The sequence below is a fragment of the Leptolyngbya sp. FACHB-60 genome (assembly GCF_014695775.1).
Classification (GTDB): domain Bacteria; phylum Cyanobacteriota; class Cyanobacteriia; order Phormidesmidales; family Phormidesmidaceae; genus Nodosilinea.
The window spans coordinates 38,601-63,074 of sequence record NZ_JACJOX010000045.1; the positions used below are offsets into that span (position 1 = coordinate 38,601).

General features: G+C 56.9%; 21 protein-coding genes and 1 riboswitch. Of the genes, 13 read left to right on the forward strand and 8 right to left on the reverse strand.

The genetic code is table 11. From position 1 onward, the window contains the following. Positions 1-73: 73 nt before the first annotated feature. The 4 genes from H6F57_RS16765 (at position 74) to H6F57_RS16780 (ending at position 4,944) form a co-directional block, all read left to right on the forward strand. Positions 74-649: a universal stress protein gene (locus H6F57_RS16765; protein WP_199289480.1), complete on the forward strand. Its 576-nt coding sequence runs from the start codon at positions 74-76 to the stop codon at positions 647-649. Positions 650-889: 240 nt separating this feature from the next. Beyond that, the gene (locus tag H6F57_RS16770) at positions 890-1,402 is read left to right on the forward strand and encodes a universal stress protein (RefSeq protein ID WP_190624858.1); all 513 of its coding nucleotides are present in this window, start codon (positions 890-892) and stop codon (positions 1,400-1,402) included. Positions 1,403-1,510: 108 nt separating this feature from the next. Further along, a riboswitch (cyclic di-AMP (ydaO/yuaA leader) is annotated at positions 1,511-1,697 on the forward strand. A 103-nt stretch (positions 1,698-1,800) separates the two neighbouring features. Then, complete coding sequence (locus H6F57_RS16775; RefSeq protein WP_190624859.1) at positions 1,801-2,403, forward strand: universal stress protein; 603 nt, start codon at positions 1,801-1,803, stop codon at positions 2,401-2,403. Positions 2,404-2,418: 15 nt separating this feature from the next. After that, on the forward strand, positions 2,419-4,944 hold the full coding sequence (locus tag H6F57_RS16780) for a cation:proton antiporter (RefSeq protein WP_190624860.1): 2,526 nt from the start codon (positions 2,419-2,421) through the stop codon (positions 4,942-4,944). 75 nt (positions 4,945-5,019) lie between these two features. On the opposite strand, the gene H6F57_RS16785 is transcribed toward H6F57_RS16780, so the two are convergent. Continuing rightward, positions 5,020-5,673, reverse strand: a complete 654-nt coding sequence (locus tag H6F57_RS16785) for a hypothetical protein (protein WP_190624861.1) — start codon at positions 5,671-5,673, stop codon at positions 5,020-5,022. Here H6F57_RS16785 and H6F57_RS16790 point away from each other — a divergent pair. Continuing rightward, the gene (locus H6F57_RS16790) at positions 5,672-6,697 is read left to right on the forward strand and encodes an aspartate carbamoyltransferase catalytic subunit (protein WP_190624862.1); all 1,026 of its coding nucleotides are present in this window, start codon (positions 5,672-5,674) and stop codon (positions 6,695-6,697) included. The two genes, H6F57_RS16785 and H6F57_RS16790, sit on opposite strands and share 2 nt — an antisense overlap. An 89-nt stretch (positions 6,698-6,786) precedes the next feature. Here the strand turns inward: H6F57_RS16790 and H6F57_RS16795 are convergent, their stop codons facing one another. After that, on the reverse strand, positions 6,787-7,539 hold the full coding sequence (locus tag H6F57_RS16795; RefSeq protein WP_190624863.1) for an ElyC/SanA/YdcF family protein: 753 nt from the start codon (positions 7,537-7,539) through the stop codon (positions 6,787-6,789). Between the two features lie 207 nt (positions 7,540-7,746). Between H6F57_RS16795 and H6F57_RS16800 the strand changes: the two genes are divergently transcribed. Further along, positions 7,747-8,217, forward strand: a complete 471-nt coding sequence (locus H6F57_RS16800; RefSeq protein ID WP_190624864.1) for a molybdenum cofactor biosynthesis protein MoaE — start codon at positions 7,747-7,749, stop codon at positions 8,215-8,217. Between the two features lie 27 nt (positions 8,218-8,244). Here H6F57_RS16800 and H6F57_RS16805 read toward each other — a convergent pair whose 3' ends face one another. From H6F57_RS16805 to H6F57_RS28070, 3 genes are all read right to left on the reverse strand, one after another. After that, the gene (locus H6F57_RS16805) at positions 8,245-8,643 is read right to left on the reverse strand and encodes a DUF3368 domain-containing protein (RefSeq protein WP_199294802.1); all 399 of its coding nucleotides are present in this window, start codon (positions 8,641-8,643) and stop codon (positions 8,245-8,247) included. A 91-nt stretch (positions 8,644-8,734) separates the two neighbouring features. Further along, positions 8,735-8,986 carry a UPF0175 family protein gene (locus H6F57_RS16810; RefSeq protein WP_190624866.1) on the reverse strand — a complete coding sequence of 84 codons (252 nt, stop codon included), beginning with the start codon at positions 8,984-8,986 and terminating at the stop codon, positions 8,735-8,737. A 67-nt stretch (positions 8,987-9,053) separates the two neighbouring features. Further along, positions 9,054-9,179, reverse strand: a complete 126-nt coding sequence (locus tag H6F57_RS28070; protein ID WP_277873704.1) for a hypothetical protein — start codon at positions 9,177-9,179, stop codon at positions 9,054-9,056. A 129-nt stretch (positions 9,180-9,308) separates the two neighbouring features. Here H6F57_RS28070 and H6F57_RS16815 point away from each other — a divergent pair, with 129 nt between their 5' ends. From H6F57_RS16815 to H6F57_RS16830, 4 genes are read left to right on the forward strand one after another with little or no spacing between them, the layout of a single operon-like run. Next, entirely contained in the window at positions 9,309-15,419 is a 6,111-nt protein-coding gene (locus H6F57_RS16815; RefSeq protein WP_190624867.1) for a hybrid sensor histidine kinase/response regulator, read from the forward strand. Beyond that, positions 15,416-17,104, forward strand: coding sequence for a response regulator (locus H6F57_RS16820; RefSeq protein ID WP_190624868.1), 1,689 nt, complete (start codon positions 15,416-15,418; stop codon positions 17,102-17,104). Before H6F57_RS16815 ends, H6F57_RS16820 begins: the two co-directional genes overlap by 4 nt. Before the next feature lie 4 nt (positions 17,105-17,108). After that, positions 17,109-17,558 carry a response regulator gene (locus tag H6F57_RS16825; RefSeq protein ID WP_190624915.1) on the forward strand — a complete coding sequence of 150 codons (450 nt, stop codon included), beginning with the start codon at positions 17,109-17,111 and terminating at the stop codon, positions 17,556-17,558. 3 nt (positions 17,559-17,561) lie between these two features. Continuing rightward, complete coding sequence (locus H6F57_RS16830; RefSeq protein WP_190624869.1) at positions 17,562-19,529, forward strand: response regulator; 1,968 nt, start codon at positions 17,562-17,564, stop codon at positions 19,527-19,529. A 95-nt stretch (positions 19,530-19,624) separates the two neighbouring features. Here H6F57_RS16830 and H6F57_RS16835 read toward each other — a convergent pair whose 3' ends face one another. Continuing rightward, a complete protein-coding gene (locus H6F57_RS16835) occupies positions 19,625-20,308 on the reverse strand; it encodes an SDR family oxidoreductase (protein ID WP_190624870.1) in 684 nt (227 codons plus the stop codon). 181 nt (positions 20,309-20,489) lie between these two features. Between H6F57_RS16835 and H6F57_RS16840 the strand changes: the two genes are divergently transcribed. Beyond that, positions 20,490-21,044, forward strand: a complete 555-nt coding sequence (locus tag H6F57_RS16840; protein WP_190624871.1) for a hypothetical protein — start codon at positions 20,490-20,492, stop codon at positions 21,042-21,044. Positions 21,045-21,591: 547 nt separating this feature from the next. Further along, entirely contained in the window at positions 21,592-21,906 is a 315-nt protein-coding gene (locus H6F57_RS16845) for a DUF2811 domain-containing protein (protein WP_242024743.1), read from the forward strand. A gap of 104 nt (positions 21,907-22,010) precedes the next feature. On the opposite strand, the gene H6F57_RS16850 is transcribed toward H6F57_RS16845, so the two are convergent. Beyond that, positions 22,011-22,811, reverse strand: a complete 801-nt coding sequence (locus H6F57_RS16850; RefSeq protein WP_190624872.1) for a hypothetical protein — start codon at positions 22,809-22,811, stop codon at positions 22,011-22,013. Next, positions 22,808-23,449 (reverse strand): ParA family protein, encoded by a 642-nt coding sequence (locus H6F57_RS16855; protein WP_190624873.1) that lies wholly within the window; start codon positions 23,447-23,449, stop codon positions 22,808-22,810. Before H6F57_RS16855 ends, H6F57_RS16850 begins: the two co-directional genes overlap by 4 nt. A 400-nt stretch (positions 23,450-23,849) precedes the next feature. Here H6F57_RS16855 and H6F57_RS16860 point away from each other — a divergent pair, with 400 nt between their 5' ends. Next, positions 23,850-24,458 carry a DUF1003 domain-containing protein gene (locus tag H6F57_RS16860; RefSeq protein WP_190624874.1) on the forward strand — a complete coding sequence of 203 codons (609 nt, stop codon included), beginning with the start codon at positions 23,850-23,852 and terminating at the stop codon, positions 24,456-24,458. Positions 24,459-24,474 lie beyond the last annotated feature (16 nt).

The window sequence follows — 24,474 nt, forward strand, 5'->3', positions numbered from 1 at the left end:
TGATTGTTTCAGTGTCCTAAGTCGTGTTAACACGGCTTGTTCGCTGTTCATGACTAGGCTCTAGGAGGGTCTCATGCAGCTCAAATCGCGCACTACTGCCCCACTAAGGCAGCCCTTTTCGAATGCACCTCAGGTCTCTCCCGAGGCGGCACTTAAGCCCATGATTACGCGGTTAGAGGCGGCTCTAGGTCGCCGCGATCTCGCTAAAAATATTGTTTTATTGCTACGGCCAAAACCGCCTATTACTGGCCCCAATGTAGACGAGCAAACGATTAATTTCGTCGTCGGCTACAGTGGCTCAGCCCACAGTCAGGCAGCCCTTGATTTGGCTCTGTGTGTGGCGCACCAAACCCGTTTAGCTAAGCCCAATCCAGTGATGGTGCATGTGGTTTATGTGGTCGACAAAACTCGCCCCAAAACCATTGCCAATGCCGATCGCATTCTGTGGCAGGCACGCTGCTTGGCCAGCGAATGGCGCGGCTCGCTCAATGCCCACCTGCGGGTAGGCCAGGTGGCCACTGAGCTTAGCCAGGTAGCCAAGGAGATCGGCGCTGAAGTGCTGCTGGTGGGTTGCCACACGGCTAAGCACCAGCTGGTGCGGCAGCTAGATTCCCAAACCCCATGCTCTGTGCTAGGACTACCTAAGTAAATCAACCGTCTCAACCGGCATGGAGCAGCAGGCATTAGCCCATTCAAACGGTAGTGCGTCATGCTTTATAGGATCGTCGCTGTCTTACCAAACCTGCGCTGCTGATCCAGGTGTTGTAACCACAATTCGGTGGTGGTAGCGGGCGATCGCGCTTGCTGCCACCCCTTAGCGCAACTTAACCAAGCACCTTAACCAAGCACCTTAAGCAACCTAGCCAGCTCTACTTTTAAGGAGGAAACCATGAGCTACCAAAAAATTCTGGTGGCCCTCGATCGCACTGCCGCTTCCGATCGCGTCTTCGACTATGCCCTGGGGCTAGCCCAATCTTCTCAAGGGCAGCTACAACTGGTTCACAGCCTCGATGTCAAGCCCTACGATAACCTGGGAAAGCTGATTGATGCTGGAGCCGGTCTGCAAAACTCTGCCAAGGTGCAGCACGAAGAGGAAGCTGCCCAGCTACAGCAAGTTCAGGAGGCCCAACGATGGTTGGAACAACTGCGTGCTGAGGCCTCAAAACGCAATGTATCGGCAGATTTTGTCTGTGAAATGGCTAATCCTGGCTCCTTTATCTGTCAGCTTGCTAAAAACTGGGCTGCCGATGTAATTGTGATGGGCAACAGCGGCAAGAAGGGCTTGAAAAAGCTCATTCTAGGTAGCGTGAGTGATTACGTATCCAACCATGCCCCTTGCTCAACTATTGTGGTGCCCAATGACAGCAGTCTAGAGGCTGAAGTGCTGTCTAAAGTAAGTTAGGCACCTGTTTCATAAACTTTATTTGGCTCCGTACTGAGCGACACTAATCTATCTACATCCGCAGATAGATTAGACGCAATTATGGACGGTGCTATAAACTCTAAAGCTTGATTTTATCAGCCTAATCTAGGTGGCTAGAGGTACTGCATCGCAACACCTCTAGCCTAGAGCGGGGGAACCAGTTCTTGGGGCCAATCCTGATGGGTCGAAGGAAACCAATTCTTTGACTACTAGCCAGGAAGGACATCTCTCAGTCCTAGCCCGTCAGCTAACCTCGTCGGCGTTGAGAGGAAACGGCAAATCAGCCTTCTTTATGAACGTGCAGAATTTGTCAGTGTCCTTGGTTGGTACCGCAACGGTACGGTTTTGTATCGACCTGGAACTCTGGAGAAAATTCAATGGAAACATCCTTGAATCGAATTTTAGTAGCTCTTGATGGCACCCATCGAGATAGAGAAGTACTGAGATTTGCGATCGCCCAAGCCCAACACCACAATGGCCATTTGCTGCTGGTTCACTACCTCAGCCCGTTGACGTTAACCCAACTCAATAGCTGCATTGACGAGGGCTTTGGGCTAATGCTTCCTGCCAAGCGTAGGCAGATTCAAAATGCACACCTAAAAGAGGTCAATGGGGCTTGGCAGTGGCTGTGTAATTACGCTCTCCAAGCTCAGAGCCAGAGGGTATCGGCGGAGGTGACCTGCAAAATTGGGGAAGCTAGTAGCCAAATTTGTGCCATGGCCAAGCAGTGGCGGGCCGATTTGATTGTTATGGGTCGCGGGGGCAGACCCAGCCTTACATCGAGGCTGTTTGGCCGCATTACTATTCAGGTGGTGCAGCATAGCCCCTGCACGACTATGGTGGTGCAGCCCAAGCAACAGCCTGCGCCGGGGTTGCCCACCTGGAATATCCCTGAGCTACGGGATCGGTTTCATGCCCCTGAAGGTTCGGTGGGCACATGTCCTAGAAACTGGCCCATGACAGTTCAATACTCTCCATAGCTAAGGATGATCTAAATGGAATCGATTCTAGGGATGCCTCTGCCCGTAGAAGATCCGATTTTGATCTTCGGCATTTGTATGGTGGTAATTTTGGCGGCACCGCTAATTTTTGAGCGGTTTAAGCTGCCGGGGCTAATTGGCCCCATTGTGGCGGGGGTGGTGCTGGGCACCAGTGTGCTAAACGTCCTAGAGCGAGGCCAAGCCATTGAGCTTTTGGGCAACGTGGGGCTGCTCTACATCATGTTTTTGTCGGGACTCGAGATCAACATGTCTCAGTTTCGCAAAAACCGCGATCGCAGCCTTATCTTCGGCATTATTACCTTCACAATTCCGCAGTTGGCGGGCACTATTATCTTTCGCTACCTGCTGGGGTTTGACTGGGCTGCCGCCATTTTAATTGCCAGTATGTTTGCTTCCCATACCCTGGTGCCCTACCCGATCATCAGCCGGTTGGGAATTATGAAAAATGACGCGGTGGTCACCACCGTGGGCGGCACCATTCTCACCGACACTGTGGCTCTGCTGGTGCTGGTGGTGGTGGCCCGAGGCTATGAGGGCGAACTCACCACCCGATTTTGGATTTCCCTGGCCCTGGCCATGGTGATCTACGTGGCGGCGGTGATCTATCTGCTGCCACCCCTAGCCCGCTGGTTCTTTCGCAATGTGGAAGACGGCGGCAAAAGTGAATTTGTGTTTGTGCTGGCGGTAGTCTTTATTGGGGCATTTTTGGCCCGCGCCGTGGGTACCGAGGCAATTTTGGGAGCCTTTCTAGTAGGGCTGACTCTCAACCGGCTGATACCCGAACGCAGCCGGTTGATGACCCGGATTCAGTTCTTTGGCGACGCCTTTATCATTCCTTTCTTCTTGATTTTCATTGGCCTGCTGGTGGATGTTTCGGTGCTCTTTAGCAGCCTCACTGCCTGGGTTGTGATGATCTCGATGCTGGCCACCAACGTGATCACCAAGTTCATTGCTGCGGGGGTGACCCGACGCATTTACAACTACACCCCTGCCGAGGGCTGGGTGATGTTTGGCCTCTCCACCTGCGAGGCCGCTGCTACCCTGGCTGCTACCCTGGTGGGCTATGAACTGGGCATCATTGGCGACGATGTGCTCAACGGCGTGGTGCTAATGATCTTTGCCACCTGCATTCTCGGCCCCTCGGTGGTCGATCGCTTTGGTCGCAGGGTGGCCCGAGAGCAAGCAGAACAGCAGTTTGAACCGCGACAGTCTCCCCAGCGTATTTTGGTGCCCCTAGCTAACCCCTCCACCAGCGAAGCTCTGGTGAATGTAGCGGCCCTGCTGCGCGACAACAAGTCAGAAGAGGCTATCTATCCCCTGGCGGTGGTAGCTGAGGAAGCCGAAGCCGAAAATACCGAAAGCAGTGTGGCCGCTGCCGAGCGCTTGCTAGCCCACGCGGTGATGCATTCCGTCGAACTCGATCTGCCGGTCAACCCGGTGACACGGGTGGCCCGCAATCCAGCCTCGGGAATGGTGGAAGCCGCCATGGAGCGGCGCATTAGCGACATCGTGATCGGCTGGAACGGCAATCGTTCGGCTCGACAGCGCATCTTTGGCTCAGTGATTGACCAAATGCTAGAGCAGGCTCCCCAGCAGGTGTGGGTGTGCAAACTCAACTATCCGGTCAGCACCTTCCAGCGGTTAGTGGTGGTGCTGCCCTCAGTGATTGACCACAACCCAGGGTTTTATGAGGGGGTGCGATCGCTCAAGCACCTGGCCTACCAGTTGGGAGCCTCTGTGCAGGTGCTGGTAGTCAATGACGGGGCCGAGCCCTACCGCCAGCACTTTGAGGATGTGCCCATCGAAGTCGGCATCGGATTTATGGAACTGGCCTCCTGGGATGAGGCCCGCGCCACCCTCAAAGACTCGCATAGCGATAAGGACTTGATCGTGCTGATGAGCGCCCGCGAGGGCACCGTTGCCCACGATCGTGTTCTAGAGCGTCTGCCCCAAACCCTGGCGGATTTTCAACTGAGCTTTTTGGTGCTCTACCCCTCCGAAAAAGACGCCCAATACTTTGGGGCAGCTCAGCCTCTAGGCCTGGCCAAGCTCCTCTCCCAGGAGCGGGTGCACCTCGATCTCACCGCTGCCACCTACGAAGAAGCGGTCGATACACTACTCAGCACCGCGATCGATCGCGACGACCCGCGCCACGAAAGCGTGCTTAAGGCCCTTGCATTTGACGATGTGGGCTACGCCAGCGAGGTGCTGCCAGGGGTGATTATTTCCCATGCCCGAGTGCCAAAGCTCAAGGGCACCCAACTCTGCCTGGGGGTGCATCGTCGGGGCATGCAGCGTGATGGGCAAAGCCCCGGCGGCAGCCGACGCACCAATCAGCCGATCCATGTGGTAGTGCTGCTGCTCACCCCCGCCCAGGGTACTACCCAAGACCACCTCACCCAGCTCGCCAGCGTGGCTCAATACTTTAGCCAGGGAAACCTGCTAGATAGTCTGATGGCCTGCACCACGGTAGATCAGCTCCAGGGCTGGTTTGACCAGCAAAATCTGGTGAGATCCTAGGGTTGGACCAAGCGAAGTTGATCTCTGGCAGGAGGTGGCTGGGCAATGCCCTGAGCTAGTCCTAGGGTAGGGGGTTTACAGCACCAGGGGGTTGCCTCGGTTGGTGAAGGTAACGGCTTCAATCTGCCAGTCGGGCTGGTTAATCAGGGTCTCTCGCAGGCTGCCCAGCAGCGCCTTTTGCTCACACATCGACAGCGATTGCAGCACCCGGCGCGAGTCGCGGGCCACTCGCAGGTCGATGGTGACGGTTTTGGCTTCTGGGTCAAAGCTGGTGCGGTAGCCCGAAAGCGTCAGTTCTGAAACCCTCTGCTCCGCCATAATCAGAGCAACGGTATTCTCCATGCTCTGAAGGCGAGGCACCTGGATGGGCTCAGTTTGGTAGCCTTCGCAGCGATCGTCGAGGGTGTAGAGATCAACGGCGACTGGGTCGGCGGGTACCACCAGCCGCCGGGCCTTGGCCTGCATCAGGCGGTTGGCGGAGACCAGAGCATTGGTGGGGGCAGGCAAGGTTGCCATCGGGCCTGAAGGCTCTTCGCCTAATGCTTCGTCAGGGCTAGGGGCGGCAGGCGACTGGGTAAGGTTTGGCTGAGCCATTTCTGATCCACCCTCACCTCCAGCGCACCCCCCCAGTAGACCTAGCAGCGCCAGAGAAATCACCCCGAAGATTATCCCGGAGGCCCCGAGCCGGGTATGGTGGGGACGGTATTGAAGGTTGAGACAACGGACCATGGTAGGTGCTTCCTGGAATCGACGACACGTGCTGTCGCTGGCTGATTTTACGGCGGCAGAGTTTGAAACGGTGATGGAGACGGCGGTGAGCTTTTGGCAGGTGCTGTCACGCCGCACCCGTAAGGTGCCCGCCCTGCAAGGGTTGGTGGTCACCAACATGTTTTTTGAACCCTCGACCCGCACCCGTAGCAGCTTTGAGCTAGCCGCTAAGCGTCTGTCGGCGGATGTGCTCAACTTTGCCCCCGGCACCTCGTCGCTCACTAAGGGTGAAACCATTCTAGATACCGCCAAGACCTACCTGGCCATGGGCACTAACTTAATGGTGATTCGCCACCAGGAGGCGGGGGTGCCAGGGGCGATCGCTGCCGAAATGGACCGGCTAAACACTGGAGTCGGCGTGCTCAACGGCGGCGACGGGCTCCACGCCCACCCTTCCCAGGCCCTGCTCGATCTATTCACGCTGGGGCTGACCCTAAATCCGGAACAACCCACAGCATCGCTGGTGGCGGGCAAGAAAATTGCCCTGGTCGGCGATATTCTCCACTCCCGCGTCGCTCGCTCGAACCTCTGGTGCTTGACAGCCTGCGGCGCTGAGGTTCACCTGGCGGCCCCACCCACCCTGCTGCCCCCCGGTTTTGCCGACGCCTTCATCACCCAGTCGCCCATCGACATTCCTCGCGCCATTGTGCAGCACAGCACCCTGGCCCCAGCCCTGGACGGAGCCGACTTTGTTATGACCCTGCGCCTGCAAAAAGAGCGCATGGCCCAGCACCTGCTGCCCAGCCTGCGGGAATATCATCAGGGGTTTGGGGTAACGCGCGATCGCATTCGCCACTGCCAGCCCACGGTCAAAGTGCTGCACCCCGGCCCCGTCAACCGTGGCGTCGAAATCAGCTCTGACCTGATGGATGACCCAGCCCTGAGCCTAATCAGCGACCAGGTGACCAGCGGCGTCGCTGTGCGGATGGCGCTGCTGTACCTGATGGGGGTGGGGAAGAAGGTGGGTGAGGGAGTAGGGGAGTAAATTTTGAGTGTTTAGTTTTGAATTTTGAGTTAAAGCCTTACATTCAAAACTTAAAATTCAAAACTTAAAACTCCGTCATCCCATTATCCCTACGCCCCAAACCCCGGCTCCCCAGTTTCCCGCGCAAAATAGCGGCCCATCATGCCGTAGCCGATCAGCCCGGCCCATTCCCGCAGTACCAGGAATTGGCGTTTGCGATTGTCTAGACTTTTCGGAATGGGGCTGGGGTGGGGCGTGACTTCAAAACCTAGGCTGCGGAAGGTGAGGAGCGATCGCGCCATGTGGGGCGGGTCGGTGACCAAAATGAGCCGTCGAATGCCTTGGGGTTGCAGCAGTGCCGCTGTGAATAGGGCGTTTTCGTTGGTGGTGGCCGAGCAGGGTTCGCCGTCAATAGCCTCTGATGGCAGCCCGGCCGCCTGTAACATTTGGCCAATTTCGGTGGCATCGCTGCGACCGCTGGCAAAGATCAGGGGTGCCCGCTGCTGTCGCCACAGCTCGGCGGCCACCTGCACCCGGCTGGGGCGGAAGTCTCCCCCGCGACCCAGCACTACAATGGCATCGGCAGGCTGGCCGCCATCCTGGGGAATCAGCAGCGCCAGTCCTTGCCCACCTAGCTGAATCCCTAGGGGAGATAGGCCCAGACTATAGAGCAGCACCAGCAGCACCCCAGCTAGACTAATCCGACGCTTCCACCGTCGGGGGCGCACAATCCAGGGGGCGGCAATCATCACGGCTAAGGCTGGCAGGATGAGGGTCGGCTGTAGGAGCAGATTGAGCAGTCGCCAGAGCGATCGCGTCAGGTCACCCGCCGCTGTAATTTGACAGGCCGATAGATCAACCACGGTATACCTCCGGCTTAGACTTTAGAAGCAAGGATGCCCACCCTATAATGCAAGGCATTGGTTACGGGGAATGCTGGCCTCAACACTGGATAGTTCCGCCCCAATCCGTTGCTTTGCTTAGGAATGGCTGCGCAGCGTAACCGCCAGTCACGATAGACGAATTTTTGTGAAGCCGGTGCCGTCTCTGTCGTTATTTATGAGTTCTTTATGCCGCTTGCTACGCCAAAATCTGTGGTAGCACCCGCTGACAGCCTGCGGGTGACCTTTGCCCCTCTGTCGCTTGACGAGGTCTACGGCCTGGCCGATGACCCTGCCAACGGAGCTGTGGTGGTGATGAGCGGCATGGTGCGCAACAACAGCGAGGGTAAAGCCGTAGTGGCGCTAGAGTACCAGGCTTACGAACCCATGGCTCTGGAGGTATTTAATCAGATCGCCGCCCAGATCCGCGTTACCTGGGCGGAAGCCACCCGCGTAGTGATTCACCATCGCACCGGCAAGCTGGCCGTGGGCGACATCAGTGTGCTGGTGGCTGTGGGCTGCCCCCATCGGGCCGAGGCGTTTGCGGCCTGTCAGTATGCGATCGACACCCTCAAGCACAACGCCCCGATTTGGAAGAAAGAGCACTGGGAAGATGGCTCAACTAGCTGGGTGAGCATTGGCAGCTGCGAAGAAGAATAGTGTGCCGCTTGTTGCCTCCCAGCTACCTCAAAGCACCTGTTCCCCTGTTTGTTTAAGAATTTGCTCAATCAATTGCTCACCTAGCCACATGCCACAGTGCTGCAACTGTCGAATTAGAGGCTGAACTTTATCAATGTAGCCAAGCCGTTTAGCCTTCAATAAAATTCCTAGAGTTCCAGTGCAGGACAAGTCGTAGAGTTGGGCAATTTGACGACCTAGTTGATCGTCTAAAACTAGTAGACAGTTCGCTTGAGTTAGACCAACCGCAATCACCTCAGCTTCGCCCTTGCCCAGATCAGTCTCATTGGGAATTAATGCTGGAGAGGGCAAGGTTACAGGGGTTATCCAAGCCATATCACCCAACGTTGGCACCTCAATACCCTGCGATCGCCATACCTCAAGCTCTTGAATAACAGCGGTAGGCACTTGAACCTGCTGATACAGCCTGCGAAGCAGACCGAGTTGAGAAACCTGATGCAGATACAGTAGAGGCGAGGTATTAACAACAACAGGACGATCAGGCATTCTGGATATCTTGTTCCAGTTCTTCAGTGGTCAGTTGAAATGGCGAGACATGGTAGCGCCCTAGGGTCATTAAAAAAGCGACCCGAGACATCCCTGCTAATTGTGCCGCCCGCCCGGACGATAACTTGCCCATTTCAAACAGTTTGACCGCTGCTAGCCTAGTTAGCTCTTGAGAAATACTTTCTGGCGTTTCTTTCAAGCTAATCAGCACTTCTTCTGGAACCTGTATTTCAATCGTGGCCATGGCTGTCCTTGGATGATGTGCCCGTTGTCTAGATCGTGGGTCAGGCTAAGAATCAGTTCTTTCATTATCACTGACCCGCCCCCTCAATCACCAGCAGCAGGCAGGTGCCGGGGGCGCGGAATGTGTAGGTTGCTTTCCTTTCAGCGGCTCCCTTTGTTCCGGTGATACCATGATCGCCAGGAGCTTCTGTCAAAGGATCGAGCCAGGAGCACGGACAGTTATATCTGGGGAGAGTGTAGAAGATTTTGGTGCTGAGTTTGTAACCCCTCGCACCCATCGGCAGCGGCATTTTTGAGCGATCGCTAGGGATTCTTCAACGGTTTTGCAAGACATTGCAGGCTATACCCTTCAACGGGCCATTCATGAGGGAGTGCACACCCGAGTCTATGCTGGGGTGACCCAGCCGGGTGAGCAGCCGGTTGTGGTCAAGCTGCTCAAAGCAGACTATCCCTCTCTAGAAGAGATCACGCGTCTTAAGCACGAATTTAGCATTCTAGATGGCTTAGACAGCCCAGAGATTATCAAGGCGCTGGCGCTAGAGCCCTACCAAAACGGGCTGGCGCTGGTGCTAGAAGACTTTGGCGGCATTGCTTTAAGCGACTACCTGGGGCAACGTCCGCTGAGCAGCGATGAATTTCTCGCCATTGCCCTTCAGCTCACCGCTGCTCTGGCGGTACTGCACAAGAACCAGATTGTTCACAAAGACATCAACCCCCACAACATCCTGATTCACCCGGCCAGTGGACAGGTCAAACTGATCGACTTTGACATTGCCTCGCGCCTATCTCGGGAAAACCTGACCGCGAGCCGTCCCACACTGCTTGAAGGGACCCTGGCCTATCTTTCGCCGGAACAAACCGGGCGCATGAATCGGACAATCGACTATCGCGCCGATTTCTACTCCCTGGGGGTGACTTTCTACGAAATCCTGACCGGGCAGCTGCCCTTTCAGGCTACTGACCCGCTGGAGCTGGTGCACTGCCACATCGCCAAAACCCCCGCTGCCCCCGATCAGCTCCGCCCCGACCTGCCCGCCGCCCTGGCTGACCTGGTGATGAAGCTGCTAGAGAAAACAGCAGAAGATCGCTACCAGAGTGCGCTAGGGCTAAAGGCCGATCTGGATCGCTGTCAGCAACAGCTGTGGGAGACGGGAACCATCGTCCATTTTCCCATTGGTCAACTCGACTGTTTTAGCCAATTTCTCATTCCCCAAACCCTCTACGGTCGGGAAAATGAAGTGGCCACCCTGCTGGCAGCGTTTGAGCAGGTCAGTGCCGGAGCGGCGGAACTGATGCTGGTGAGTGGGTATTCAGGCATTGGTAAGACCTCTCTAGTGCAAGAAGTTCATAAACCCATTGCTCTGCGGCGGGGGTATTTCATTGCCGGTAAGTTTGACCAGTTCAAGCGCAATAGCCCCTACGCCTCACTAACCCAAGCCTTTCAGGAGCTGATGCGGCAGCTGCTGACCGAAAGTGACGACCGAGTCGCCCAGTGGAAAGCCAAGCTGCTGGCGGCTCTGGGCACGAATGGTCAGATTGTGGTGGAGGTGATTCCTGAGGTTGAGCGGATCATCGGGCCTCAGCCGGCGGTTCCCCAACTGGGGGCCTCAGAAACACAGAATCGGTTTAACCGGGTTTTTCAGCAGTTCATTGGGGTGTTCAGCCAGCCGGAGCATCCCCTGGTGATTTTTTTGGATGACCTGCAGTGGGCCGATTTGCCTTCTCTAAAGCTGATCGAGCTGCTGGTGACGAATCCAGAGAGCCAGTATTTGCTGCTGCTGGGTGCCTACCGCGATAACGAGGTAAACCTGGCTCATCCCTTGATGCACACCCTGGAACAGATTCAAGTCGCTGGGGCAACGGTGCGCAGTCTTGTGCTGCAACCGCTGGGGCTGCTCCAGGTCACTCAGCTGGTGGCCGATACGCTACACAATGGCGCTGCCCAAGCCCAATCTCTGGCCCAGCTGATCTTTAAGAAAACCCAGGGCAACCCCTTCTTTGTCACTCAGATTTTGAAATCGCTTCACCAGGACGGGCTGCTCTGGTTCGATTTTGACCAGGGCCAGTGGCGCTGGGATGAAGCGGTGTCGCAGAGCGTTGAAATAACAGAGAACGTGGTGGAACTGATGGTGAATCAGATCCAGAAACTCTCTGCCAAGACCCAGCAGGTATTAAAGCTGGCGGCCTGCATTGGGGATAAATTTTCCCTGGATGTGCTGGCGATCGTGAACGAAGCGTCTCAAACAGAGACGGCCACCGATCTGTGGGAAGCCCTGCAAGCCGAATTTGTGGTGCCCCTCACCCAGGCCTACAAAATTCCCCTGGTGCTGAATTTAGACAATACCCCTGGCGAAGGGTTGGCTGAGCAAGCGGCAGAAAAAACCAGCGCTCAGATTGTCTACCGGTTTCTGCACGACCGGGTGCAGCAGGCGGCTTACTCGTTAATTCCGGAGGCGCAACGGCGGTCAACCCATCTCAAAATTGGTCAACTGCTGCTGCAAAATATTCCGCTAGCAGAGCGCAATGACAACATTTTTGCGATCGCCAATCAGCTCAACTACGGCGTCGGTTTACTGACTTCAGAGGCTGAAGCCTACCAGATGGCCGAGATCAATTGGGTGGCGGGCCAAAAGGCCAAAGCTGCCGCCGCTTACGACTCGGCCATGCGCTACCTGGCGGTGGGTCTAGAACTGTTGCCAGCAAACAGTTGGCAGCAGCAGTACGACCTAACTCTGGCCCTACACAATGCCGCTGTTGAGACGGCTTACCTAAACGGTGATTTTGACCAGATGGAGGCCTGGGCCGCAATTGTTTTGGGTCAGGGGCGATTGCCCCTAGACACCATGACCGTCTACGAGGTCAAAATTCAGGCCTGCATGGCCCAGATAAAACAGCTAGAAGCGGTACACCTGGGGTTGCAGGCGCTGGAACGGTTGGGGGTGAGCCTGCCGTCGTCGCCCACCCTAGACGACATTCAGCAGGTGCTGGTCCAAACCGCTGGCGATCTGGAGGGCAAAAGCTCCGCTGACCTACTCAACCTCCCCCCTATTACCGACGCCGAGAAACTCGCCACGATTCGCATGCTCACAAGTCTCGGATCGCCCTGTTACCAGGCCGCACCGACTCTATTCCCCTTGGTGATCTGCGAACAAATTGGTCTCTCCCTGCGCTATGGCAATTCGCCCTTCGCCGCCTACAGCTACGTGTGTTATGGGGTGATTCTCAACGGCATTTTGCAAGACAGTGAAGCGGCCTATCAGTTTGGCCAGCTCGCCCTCCAGGTGGTCGAAAAGTTTAACGCAGTCGATCTAAAAGCCAGCGTTAGCTTTATCGCCGGGGCCTGTACGCTGCACGGCAAAATTCACGTTCGCGAAACCCTGCCTTTGCTGTGGGAGGGCTACCAAAGCGGTCTGGAAAACGGCCAGCTTGAATACGGCGGCTACGCAGCGATTCAGCGCTGCCACCACGCCTACCTGATGGGGCAGGAACTGCCCAAACTCGCGGCTGAAATGGCGACGATCAGCACCACCCTGGCCCAACTCAAGCAGGACAACGCCCTGGGCTGGAATCAAATTGTGCAGCAATCAGTGCTGAATTTGATCGACTCGCCGGAGCACCCGAGCCGCCTCCAGGGAGACATCTACCGGGAAGAAGAGGCCTTGCCCCTGCTCAAGGCCGGCAACGATCGCACCGGTCTGCACTACTTCTACCTCAACAAGCTGATGCTCAGCTACCTGTTTGGCCAGTATGGCCAAGCCCTAGACGATGCGGGGTTAGCTGAACAGTACCTGGATGGGGTGAAGGGATTTTTAGTGGTGCCGGTGTTCCAGTTCTACGATGTGCTGACCCGCCTGGCCCTGGGCGTGACGGGAGGCCTGCCCCTCGACTCGGTACTCAGCCAAGTCGAGCAGAACCAGGCGGCCCTGCGGCGGTCGGCCCAGTATGCGCCGATGAATTTTCAGCACAAGGTGGATCTGGTGGAGGCGGAGCAGGCCCGACTGCTGGGGCAGCCCTGGCTGGCAATGGAGCACTACGATCGCGCCATCGCCGGAGCCCGAGAGCAGGGTTATGTGCAGGAGGAGGCGATCGCCAACGAGCGGGCCGCCGAGTTTTACCAGGCTCATGGCCGCGACAAAGTAGCCCAGGTGTACCGGGCCGAGGCCTACTACGGTTACCTGCGGTGGGGCGCGATCGCCAAGGCCCAGGCGCTAGAGGCCCAGTATTCTTCCCTGGGCACCCAGAGCCCTGGGCACGAGCCCGGTCCGGCGACAGCCTCGCTCACCAGCAGTTCAGTATCCACGGGCGGGCTTAAAGGCTTTGATCTCGCCACCGTCATCAAGGCCTCCCAAGCCCTGTCAGGGGCAATCGTGCTGAGTGATCTGCTCACCAAGCTGATGCAGATCGTGCTGGAAAATGCTGGGGCGGAGCAAGGGGCTTTGCTGCTAGACACCAATGGGCAGCTGGCGATCGCAGCCTCGGGAACGGTGGACGATCAGCGAGTTGCCGTACAGCGGGGTGATTCCAGGATCGGGATCGACCGAGATGATGGCGCTCCTGAGCCCCTACCCCTGTCAGTGGTCAATTATGTCGCTCGAACCCGGGCCGCCTTGGTACTCAGCGATGCCACCGCCGAAGGCCTCTTTGCGACGGATCCCTACATCCTCGCTCAGCAACCCAAATCCGTCCTCTGTGCCCCTCTCCTGCACCAGGGGAAACTGACGGGGCTGCTGTACTTAGAGAACAACCTCACTCCCGGTGCCTTCACCCAGGATCGTTTGGAGGTCTTGCAGCTGCTAGCAGCGCAAGCCGCCATTTCGATTGAAAATGCCCGCCTCTACGCTGACCTAGAGGAGGCCAACCGCACCCTGGAAGCCAAAGTGAGCGATCGCACCCTAGAACTGCGGGACAAGAACGCCTTATTGCAGCAGGAGATTCAGGAACGGCAGCGGGCTGAAGCGGCGGCCATGGTCGCCAACCGCGCCAAGAGCGAGTTTCTCGCCAACATGAGCCATGAGCTGCGCACCCCCCTGAACGGCATTTTGGGCTATAGCCAGGTGCTCAAAAAGCACCAGACCCTCACCGAGCCGCAGCGGCAGGGTGTCGACGTCATTCATCGCTGCGGCGAGTACCTGCTGACGTTGATCAACGATGTGCTCGATTTGTCGAAAATCGAAGCGCGCAAAATGGAGCTGCACCCGGAGGCCTTTCACCTGCCCCGGTTCCTCGAAAACGTAGTGGAAATCTGCCGCGTTCGGGCCAACCAGAAGCAGATTTCGTTGACCTACGAGGTGATCTCGCCTTTGCCCGAGTACGTCTACACCGATGAAAAGCGGCTCCAGCAGGTGCTGCTGAACCTACTGGGCAACGCCGTCAAGTTTACCGAGGCAGGTCAGGTTTCGCTCAAGGTTGGCCCTGTCCAAGCCTGGCCCCTTAGGGGCGATACAGGGGTTGAGCGTGAGGAAGCGGCCCATCCCGCTGCGCAACCTACTGCTAACTTGCTTCGCTTTGAAATTGTCGATACGGGGGTGGGCATTGCCCCTGAGCAATTGGCACAGATCTTTGACCCGTTTCACCGCACCCCAGAGGTGGGGCAGCACACCGAGGGCACAGGGTTAGGGCTAGCGATTAGTCGCCAGCTGGTGCAGCTGATGGGCAGCGATATTTGCGTCAGCAGCGATCTGGGCCAGGGCAGCCGGTTCTGGTTCGATCTCGATCTAGCGGCATCTCAGCTGGGCGGGACGATCACCCCAACCGCCGAGCAAGTGATCGTCGGCTATGGGGGCGATCGCCGTACCGTCCTGGTAGTAGACGACAAGGACTATAACCGGGCCGTAATCATCGACTTTTTGGCCCCCCTCGGCTTTCAGCTGCTGGAGGCGGCTAATGGCCAGGAGGGACTAGCCCTAGCGGTGCAGCATCAGCCCGATGTCGTACTGGTAGACCTGGTGATGCCGCTGATGGATGGGTTTGAAATGACCCGCCGGTTGAAACAAATTCCGGCTCTGCAAATCGTCACTGTGATCGCCATTTCCGCCAGCGTGATGGAATTTGACTATCACCAAAGTCAGGCAGCCTGCTGCGACGATTTCCTGCCCAAGCCCATTCACGAACCGGCCCTGCTGGAAAAGCTCCAACTCCACCTGGGGCTGGAATGGCTGTACGAACCTACCCCCCTTGCCCCGCCAACCTCCGCCCCGCCCCAGATCCCCTCTCTCCCCCTTTCCCCCGCCGCTATTCCCCCCGAGTCCGAACTCGACACCCTGCTCAACCTCGCCCTGATGGGAGATCTCAAAGGCGTTGTGGCCCATACCGAGCACATCGAACATCGACAGCCGCAGTGGGCCCCTTTTACCACTCAGCTCAGGCAGTTAGCCCTAAGCTATAAGGGAAGACAGGCCATCGACCTGATTAAACGCTACCAACCACCGGTATGAGCGAGGACACCCCAAAGACCGCGAGCATTCTAGTAGTGGATGACACCCCGACTAACCTAGATGTGTTGTTCGATTTTTTAAACAATGCCGGATTCAAAGTCCTGTTTGCCGAGGATGGCGAAAGCGCCCTGGAAAAGGCCCGGTACGCCAATCCAGACTTGATTTTGCTCGACATTTTGATGCCGGGCATGGATGGCTTTGAAACCTGTCGTCGCCTGAAGCAGCAGGCAACAACCGCCGTCATTCCGGTCATTTTTTTAACCGCCCTCACGGAAACCACGGACAAGGTGAAAGGCTTGGCGCTGGGGGCAGTGGATTTTATTACCAAACCGCTGCAGTACGAAGAGGTGCTGGCTCGGGTGAAAACCCACTTGCGCCTCCAGAGCCTGACTCAACAGGTGCAAGCCCGAAACATGCAGCTAGAGCGCGAAGTGCAGGAGCGCACAGAAGCCGAAGCCGCTCTGCAGCGACAAAATCAGCGATCGCAGCTGTTCGCTGATGTCACCCTCAAGATTCGCCAGTCCTTGCAGATCGATGACATTCTGCAAACGGCGGTCACCGAGGTTAAAACTATTCTCCATGCTGACCGGGTGCTGATCTATCGCCTCTGGCCCGATGGCACCGGCAGCGGGGTGGCCGAGGCGGTGCAGCCCCATTTTCCCCAGGTGATGGGGGTGGTTTTTCCCCAGGAGGTGTTTCCTACCGAATCTAGAGAACAGTACCGCCAGGGGCGGATCCGCAGCTTGGTAAATGCGGCCTTAGATCAGCAGGTCTCGCCCTGCCTGGTCGAGTTTTTGCAGCAGTTTGAGGTGCAAGCCAAGCTGGTGGTGCCTATTCTTACCCAGGACGACCTGTGGGGTCTGTTGATTGCTCACCAATGTGCTGGCCCCCGGCAGTGGACCGTCTTTGAAACCGAGTTGCTCCAGCAGCTCGCCGACCAAATTGCGATCGCCTTGACCCAAGCCCAGCTTCTAGAACAAGAGACACTCCAGCGGCAGGAGCTCGCTCGCTCCAACGCCGAACTCCAGCAGTTTGCCTACATTGCCTCCCACGATCTGCAAGAGCCGCTGCGCATGGTCACCAGCTACCTGCAACTCTTAGAGCGCCGCTACAAAGGCCAACTCGACCCCGACGCCGACGACTTTATTCAGTTTGCCGTCGATGGGGCCCTGCGCATGCGCACCCTGATTAACGATCTGCTGACCTATTCGCGCATTGGCACCCGTGGCCATGCCTTTCAACTCACCAGCTGTAATGCCGCAGTCGAGCAGGCGATCGCCAATCTCCAGCTCGCGATCGAAGAAAGTGGGGCCGTCGTCACCTACCCAGACTTACCCCAGCTCCAGGCTGACCCCACCCAGCTGATCCAGCTGTTTCAAAATCTGATCAGCAATGCGATTAAGTTTCGCGGTGAAGCTCCAGTTCGCGTTGCGATTGCTGTCAGCCAAATGGAAGATGCCTGGCTGTTTTCCGTCCAGGATAATGGCATTGGCCTTGACCCCCAGTATGCTGATCAAATCTTTGTCATCTTTCAACGGCTCAACAACCGCACTCACTATCCGGGCACAGGCATTGGGCTGGCGGTGTGCAAAAAAATCGTGGAGCGGCACGGCGGTAAAATCTGGGTGGAGGCGGCCTTGGATCAAGGAGCAACCTTCTACTTCACCATGACCAGGGAGGCATGACATGATGGTGCCGTCCAGAACCGTGGTACATCCCATCGAAATTTTGCTGGTCGAAGACAACCCTGGCGACATTCGGTTGACCCAGGAAGTGCTGAAGGACGGCTTGATTCGCAATCACCTGAGCGTGGTGGATGACGGCGAGAAGGCGATCGCCTTTTTGAACCGCATTGCTCCCTACCTCCACGCGCCCAATCCCAATTTGGTGCTGCTGGACCTAAACCTACCCCGCCGCAGCGGCTTAGACGTGCTTAAGATGATTAAAACCAGTGCTGCGCTCAGGCACATTCCGGTGATTATCTTTACCAGCTCTCAGGCCGAGGACGATATCAATCGCGCCTACGACCTCCACGCTAACTGCTACATCACCAAACCCCTTGATCTGGAGCAGTTTAGTCGAAGCATCAAATCCATTGAAGACTTCTGGTTGTCTGCCGTTGAACTGCCGTCGGAGTAACCTATGGTTCCCCAAGCCCCTATCCACGTTCTGCTGATTGAGGATAACCCTGGCGATCGACGGCTGATGCAGGAGCTGCTGCGGGAGGTGACCTCGGTTACCATCCAACTCGACTACGCCGACAGCCTGGGTCAGGGCATGCAGTACCTCAAGCAGACTCCCTTCGACGTCGTGCTGCTCGACCTTTTTTTGCCCGATAGTCAGGGGTTCGCCACCTTCACCCAGCTGCACCAGCAGGAGCGCAAAACACCGATCGTCGTCACCACCGGCCTAAACGATGAAACCCTGGCGCTCAACGCCGTGCAGGCCGGAGCTCAAGATTACTTAGTCAAAGGTCAAATTACCGGCGAGCTGCTGGTGCGCTCAATTCGCTATGCCATTGAACGCAAGCGGGCGGAGCAAAAAATCCGCGAGCAAGCGGCGCTGCTCGATATTGCTACCGACGCTATTCTCGTTCGCGACGGGCAAAACCAGATTTTGTTTTGGAATCGGGGCGCTGAGCGGCTGTATGGGTGGACGGCGGCAGAGGCCCTAGGGCAAAAAGCTCCCGAGCTGCTCTATGCTGACGACAATGCAAATGCAGCACAAATGCAGCAGATTCAGCAGCAGTTAATGCTTGACAATGAATGGCACGGGGAACTCAATCAAATCACTAAAACCGGACAAGCCATCATCGTTGAAAGCCGGTGGACTCTGGTGCGCGACGATGACGGTCAACCCCAATTCATTCTGGTGGTGAGCACCGATATTACTAGCAAAAAACAGCTAGAGGCACAGTTTTTTCGCGCCCAGCGCCTAGAGAGTATCGGCACCTTAGCCAGCGGCATTGCCCACGATCTCAACAACATTTTAACCCCCGTCTTAGCCACCTCTCAGCTCCTACAGATGGAGGCATTTCATCAGGATGAACGCAGCCTAGAACTGCTCCAGCTTCTAGAGATAAATGCTCGACGCGGCGGCGATATTATCAAGCAGGTGTTGTCCTTTGCTCGGGGGGGGGAAGGCAAAAATACGGTTTTGCAATCTGGACATTTGATTCGTGAAATTCAACAGATTATTCGCGGCACGTTTCCTAAATCTATTGAGCTGCGGGTAGATGTCTGTAGGGATCTGTGGACTGTTGTCGGCAACGCCACCCAGCTCCACCAAGTGCTGATGAATTTATGCGTTAATGCCCGCGATGCCATGCCCCAGGGGGGAACCCTGAAAATTTCGGCAGAAAACCTGACCCTAGACGAAGCCTATTCCCGCACAAATCTCGATGCTAGAGCCGGAGCCTATATTGCAATTGCCGTTGCCGATAGCGGTTGCGGCATTGCGCCTGAGCTTCTCGATCGCATTTTTGAACCGTTCTTCACGTCTAAAGAGATTGGCAAAGGCACCGGGTTGGGGCTGTCAACCGTGCTAGGGATTGTGAAAAGTCATCACGGCTTTATTACCGTCTCCAGCATGCCCGACCAAGGCACTGAGTTCAAAATTTTCCTGCCTGCGGTCATGGCTGCTGCCCCCCCAGCGCGGAGTCCTGACAAAGTCTGGATTGGCAACCAAGAGCTGATTTTGGTCGTTGATGATGAAGCTTCTATCCGGGAGGTGACTAAAGCCACTTTAGAGGCTTATAACTATCGCGTCATAACCGCCTGTGATGGTCTTGATGCGATCGCCCTCTACGTTCAACATCAACACGACATTCGTCTGGTGATTATGGATTTAATGATGCCCGCTTTAGATGGAGCTACCACCTTTCGAATCCTGCACAAACTCAATCCCCAGGTGCATGTGATTGCTGTCAGTGGGCTGCCGTATCCAAATGCTGAGCCGGCCTCCGTTACTGTCGAAATTCAAAGCTTTCTACCCAAGCCTTACACCGTTGACGAATTACTTCAAGTCGTAGATGAAGCGCTGAAGCCTAAGGAATATCGGCAAACAGGTTTTTCCCGCCAGATCGGCATCGGCCGCTGTGAAAGCGAGTGAGCTGGGAAGGTGGGCGAGGCAGAGAGAGTCGAGGCAAGGCCAACCAAAACCTGCCGCCCTCCCCGGATCCTTTCCCTCCCTCACCACCTATTTCCCTACCCCGGCACCGTCAACGCGTGCCCATTGTCCGAGGGCTGAAGGCTGAGGATATAGGGCACCGCTGCCTTAACCCAGGTGGTGATGGGGGTATAAGAAGCGGCATCGTCGCCATAGCAGGTTTCGAGCATGGCGGTGTGAATGATGCCGGGGTTGAGGGCCACTGCCGCCATACCCGCAGGTAGCTCCTGCGAGAAGGCCTGGGTAAGCCCTTCCACCCCCCACTTAGTGGCACAGTAGGGAGCGAATTCTGGCGAAGTCGATCGCCCCCAGCCAGAGCTGAAGTTGACAAAAATGCCCGATCGCTGCTCGACCATGGGTGGCGCAAAGTGGCGAATTACGTTGACGGTGCCGTTGAGGTTGACCGCAATCACCGCCTCAAACTCTGCGGCGGGCACAGCCCACAATGGGGCTGGATGGTTGACTAGGCCCGCATTGTTGATTACCAAATCGGGCAGGCCATTGGCGGCGATCGCGCCCTTAGCCCAAGCTGCCACCGCTGCATCATCGCGAATGTCGACCGCCGTGAACTGATGGGGGGCAGGGTACTGCGTCGCCAGCTCAGCGATGGCCTCGGCCCGGCGAGCACAGCCTGATACCCGATGGCCTGCCGCAACAAAGCCATCGACCATAGCTCGACCCAGCCCCTGGCTTACTCCAGTGATGACGATGTGTTTGCCCATGGTGTATGTGCGCTAAAGGATAGTGCGATCGGAGGACTCCGCCCCAGACTATGGCTGAGCATGCCCTAATCTGGCCGTGGATGCAAGGGGCGGGCGGCTGACCCTGTGTCAGGCCCTATGTCAGGATGGAGTGAACATGGGGCACAGACAAGCCTTGGAATGTGGCACAGGGAAATTCGCAATGGGCAACTGGAGATTGAGACTACGGCAAATACCGGTGGTGGTGGTGCTCTGCCTGCTGCTGCTAGGGCTGTGGGGCGTGAGTCAGCCCGATCCCAGCGCTGTGGTGTGCGATCGCGCCGCCCCCGGCCAAGCCTACTGCCGGGCCACGCTACCGCCCCCCTGGGCCTGGCTGCCAAGCCAGAGCTTTTTGCTCGACGATGTGGCTATGACCTCGGAGCTGTGCGACAACAATCCCCACGGCGGCGTGCGCTTTTGCCACCGGCTAACACTGCTAGGAGCAGAGCACCAGATCACGCTACCAGAGGTGCGCACGCCGCTGTCGGCGGCGGCCCTAAGGGAGCAACTGCGCCAGTTTGTCGCCGGCGAGGGCAGCCCCCACCTGAGCTGGTCTAGCCCTGGCAGCGGTGTGCCCTGGCGCACCCTGGTGATTGCACTACTGCTGGTAGCGGCTAACTGGGCGCTGTGGGATGTGCGCTGGCCGCCTGCGGCCCCCTCTCCCTTAGCCCTCGATGGTGCTGTGCCCGCCCGCCGTGCAATTGATGCAAAAGATTAATATCGCTCAAAGGGCCGAATCATCAGCTAGAACAGTACCTAGGGCTATTGTCAATAGATATGCCGCCAAAACGTTACAAAGCAAAATATTTTGTGGGGCTTTTCCCCAGGTTTTCCCCAGGCTCAACCGAATTTTCCCCAGGTTTTCCCCAGGGTTCTACGCCGGAGCGCAGTCTTGGGCGGGCTTGGGGAAAACGGTATCTTTGCCAGCGGCGATCGCCTAGTCTGGTGCCTGCCCACCTATCGCTACCTGGGGATCGCCAGAACTCCTACTCTGTCGTGGGTGCCCTAGGGCATTAACTCAAATAGGCTCATAAAGCAAGATTGACAGTATCCGAGGAGTTCGGCAAAATGATGCGACTGGCAGAGCCGAGTACCGCGCTCCCCGGCCTGAGAAGCCCATCTCCGGGTTCTTCCAGGTTGACCCATAGCACTCCGGTTTTGCCCTGGGCAAGTTGGCCCAGGTTAGTTTCTATGTTCTTTTACCAGACAGAAGGTTGCATTGGCAGGCGTTGAGTTTCTCATGCCTGATTACTATGGGTGGCTTTATGGCTGCCTATCCCCACGGCTGGCTTCAACGCCGGTTTGCTGGGTTGCGTCCCGTCGCGATCGCTACAGTTCATCTCCCCTTACAAAGGCAGCGCCCTATGACCCTTAAAATGAGCACTCCCAAGGTTAGCCTAATGGCCGAAGTGCCCGAAGACCTCTACAACGCGCTTCAGGTGTACCTAGACGGCAACCCCGCCTGGAATCAGCACCGCGTCTTCTGCGCAGCCCTATCACTGTTTTTGATGCAAAATAGTGAATGCGCTCGCGACGTCAACCGCATCTACCTCGATGCTCTGTTTGACTACACTACCTAGCGACACGTCAGGCCCGCCGCCCACCGCCTAGACTGCAATTGCCTGCGCTCTGGGTTTGAGGTGCAACCCTAAACGTCATCCCTCAAACCCGAAGTCTTCTGCCCCTAATCAACCCAGCCAATATCGGCATCTGTCAGCATTGGGTTGGGCTGCCCTTTTTGAATGCTGTACTCCGGCACCCCGCGATGGTAAGTGGGCCTATCCTTAGTTTCCATGGGGCGGCGGGGCGTAATGTCTACCCCAGAGGTGCGACGAGCCGCAGGAGCAGGAGCAGCGGCGGGGGCCGGAGTCTCGGCCAGCTTCAGAATAGTTTTCTTGGCCTCCTCCAGCTCGGCCTGGGTCTTGGTCAACGCCTCGGCCTTGGTTTTGGTGGCTGCCTCCGCCTGAGCGAGGCTGTCCTTGAGCTCAAACAGCCTTCCCTGCTGGGTCTCAAGATCTTTTTGCAGCCCAGCAACGGTTTTCTCCAGCTGGGCTTTATCTTTCTCGGCGGTGGCCAGGTCTTTTTCTAAGGCGCTTACTCGCTGGGATAGGTCAGCATCGGCAGTGGACGGAGCCTCGGCTTCGGCCGGGGGCTTAGCCGCAGCAACCTCTGTTTTAGCTTTGGAGGCAGGCGTCGCTTTGCCCTCGGACTTAGTTGCAGCAACCTCTGCTTTGGCTGGGGGCTTAGCCGCAGCAACCTCTGCTTTAGCCTTGGAGGCAGGCGTCGCTTTGCCCTCGGACTTAGTCGCTTGGCGGCTGGCAACGGAGCGGCGGGAAGACCCAGAGCGGGAAGCTCTGCGGCTCGGCGTAGCCTTGGGAGCCGGAGGTGCTTCGTCAGCTTCAGCTTGAGGGGCGATCGCAGGGTCTGGGGCGTCAGCCTTATTCACTTCTTCTTTAAGTAGATCGGAGAGGCTTTTTTTCGTCATGGCTGGGTCCAGTCTCGCTGTAGTTCTTCGGCAACTCGGCAGTAGTCAGAACGGGCCTCCTGGCTGTTTTTGCCGCGCCACTTGAGCACCGGGAGCCCCTCTAATGCGGCCCGCTCGTGAGCTTTGTAGGCACGAATAAACGCATTACAGGCGGGAATTTTTAGCTCCAACAGGGTGTTCTGGGCTTCAATGGCTTCGCCGACACTGCGGGAATCCACCTTCGTCAACAATACTCGATGGGATACCCCGCTGGGCGATACCGCTTCACTCACTGTAGTAATCAGCACGGCTAGATCCATCGGTGCCGGGGGCGTGGGCAGCAGCAAATAATCCGCCGCTGGGATCACGGCATCTAGGGTAGCAGACCCTAGTGCTGGCGGAGTATCAACCACGATGAGGTCATGGGTATGCTCCTGCCTGAGCCGTTTCAGCCGAGCTGGGTTAGTTTCTGCCTTCACTTCAAAACCCAGATCAACCGGGCTGCGCCCCGTCCACCACAGGGCCGACCCCTGAGGGTCAGCGTCGACTAGCAGCACCGATCGCGTCTCCGCAAACACCGCTGCCAAATTGACAGCGGTCGTGGTTTTGCCCACCCCTCCCTTGCCGTTAAACACCGCCAACACAATCGGGCTAGCCAATCAGAGTTCCTCCTTAGGAAATGCGGCCAAAGCTTCTAGCAAGCTGTCTACCAAGATTTTCGAGGACAGATCAGCAAAGCAAACGCCGCCATGCTCGTTTTGCAAAGCCACGCCAACGCTCCAACCTACGGAATAGTACTGCAAGCTTGCACCAACAGCATGTCCAGATTGGCCCTATTCCCTAAAACCCTCCTCTCGTACTCCTACCTAATCCCCTAACCCCTTGATAAAATACAGCCATCCTGGCTGAGATCGACCTTAGGGTGACAGCTCCAGGGGCGTAACTGGCTGTAGCTACGACCCTGGGGTTCACTGATGCGATCGCTTTTCGAGACCCAAAAAATCACCCTGTCGAGAGGCTCCCAAGCGTTTATTGCTCCTACCGTTTACCAAATTTCCCATGGCTAATCCTGCCGAGTCGGCTGCCCCTCCATCGTCAAAGACCTGGTTTAGCCGTCGCCCTCAGCGGCGTATTTTGACGGTTCCCCTGCCTGACCCCATTGCCGAAAACATCGAGGCCATTATCACCCTGCACCGTCAGGAAGCCGAGAAGGCTTCGGCCACTGAGCAGGTTTTGGAGGTGGTGGCTTCGTGGTTTAGTCGACCTGGATTCTTGTACCTGCTGCTGCTGAGTTTGGGCCTGTGGCTGGGTGGCGACGCGCTCAACCACACCAGCCTGTTGCCCTTTAAGCTACCGACCTTCAGCTGGGCAGGCCAAGGACTAGATGCAGCGGCACTGCTGATCTCAACCGGGGTGCTGATTCGCCAAAACCGCCAGGAAAGCTTTGCCGAACAGCGCACCCAGCTGATGCTTCAGCTCAATCTGCTGTCTGAGAAGAAAATTGCCAAAATCATCGCTCTGCTGGAAGAGCTGCGAGAAGACCTACCCGATGTCGCCAAGCGCTACGACCACGAGGCAGCGATGATGCAACTCTCCACCGATCCCCTAGCGGTGCTGGAGGCCTTAAAAGAAAACCTTGAAGAAGAAATATCCGCCGAGGACGCGTAACTGTTAGTAGTTCGCG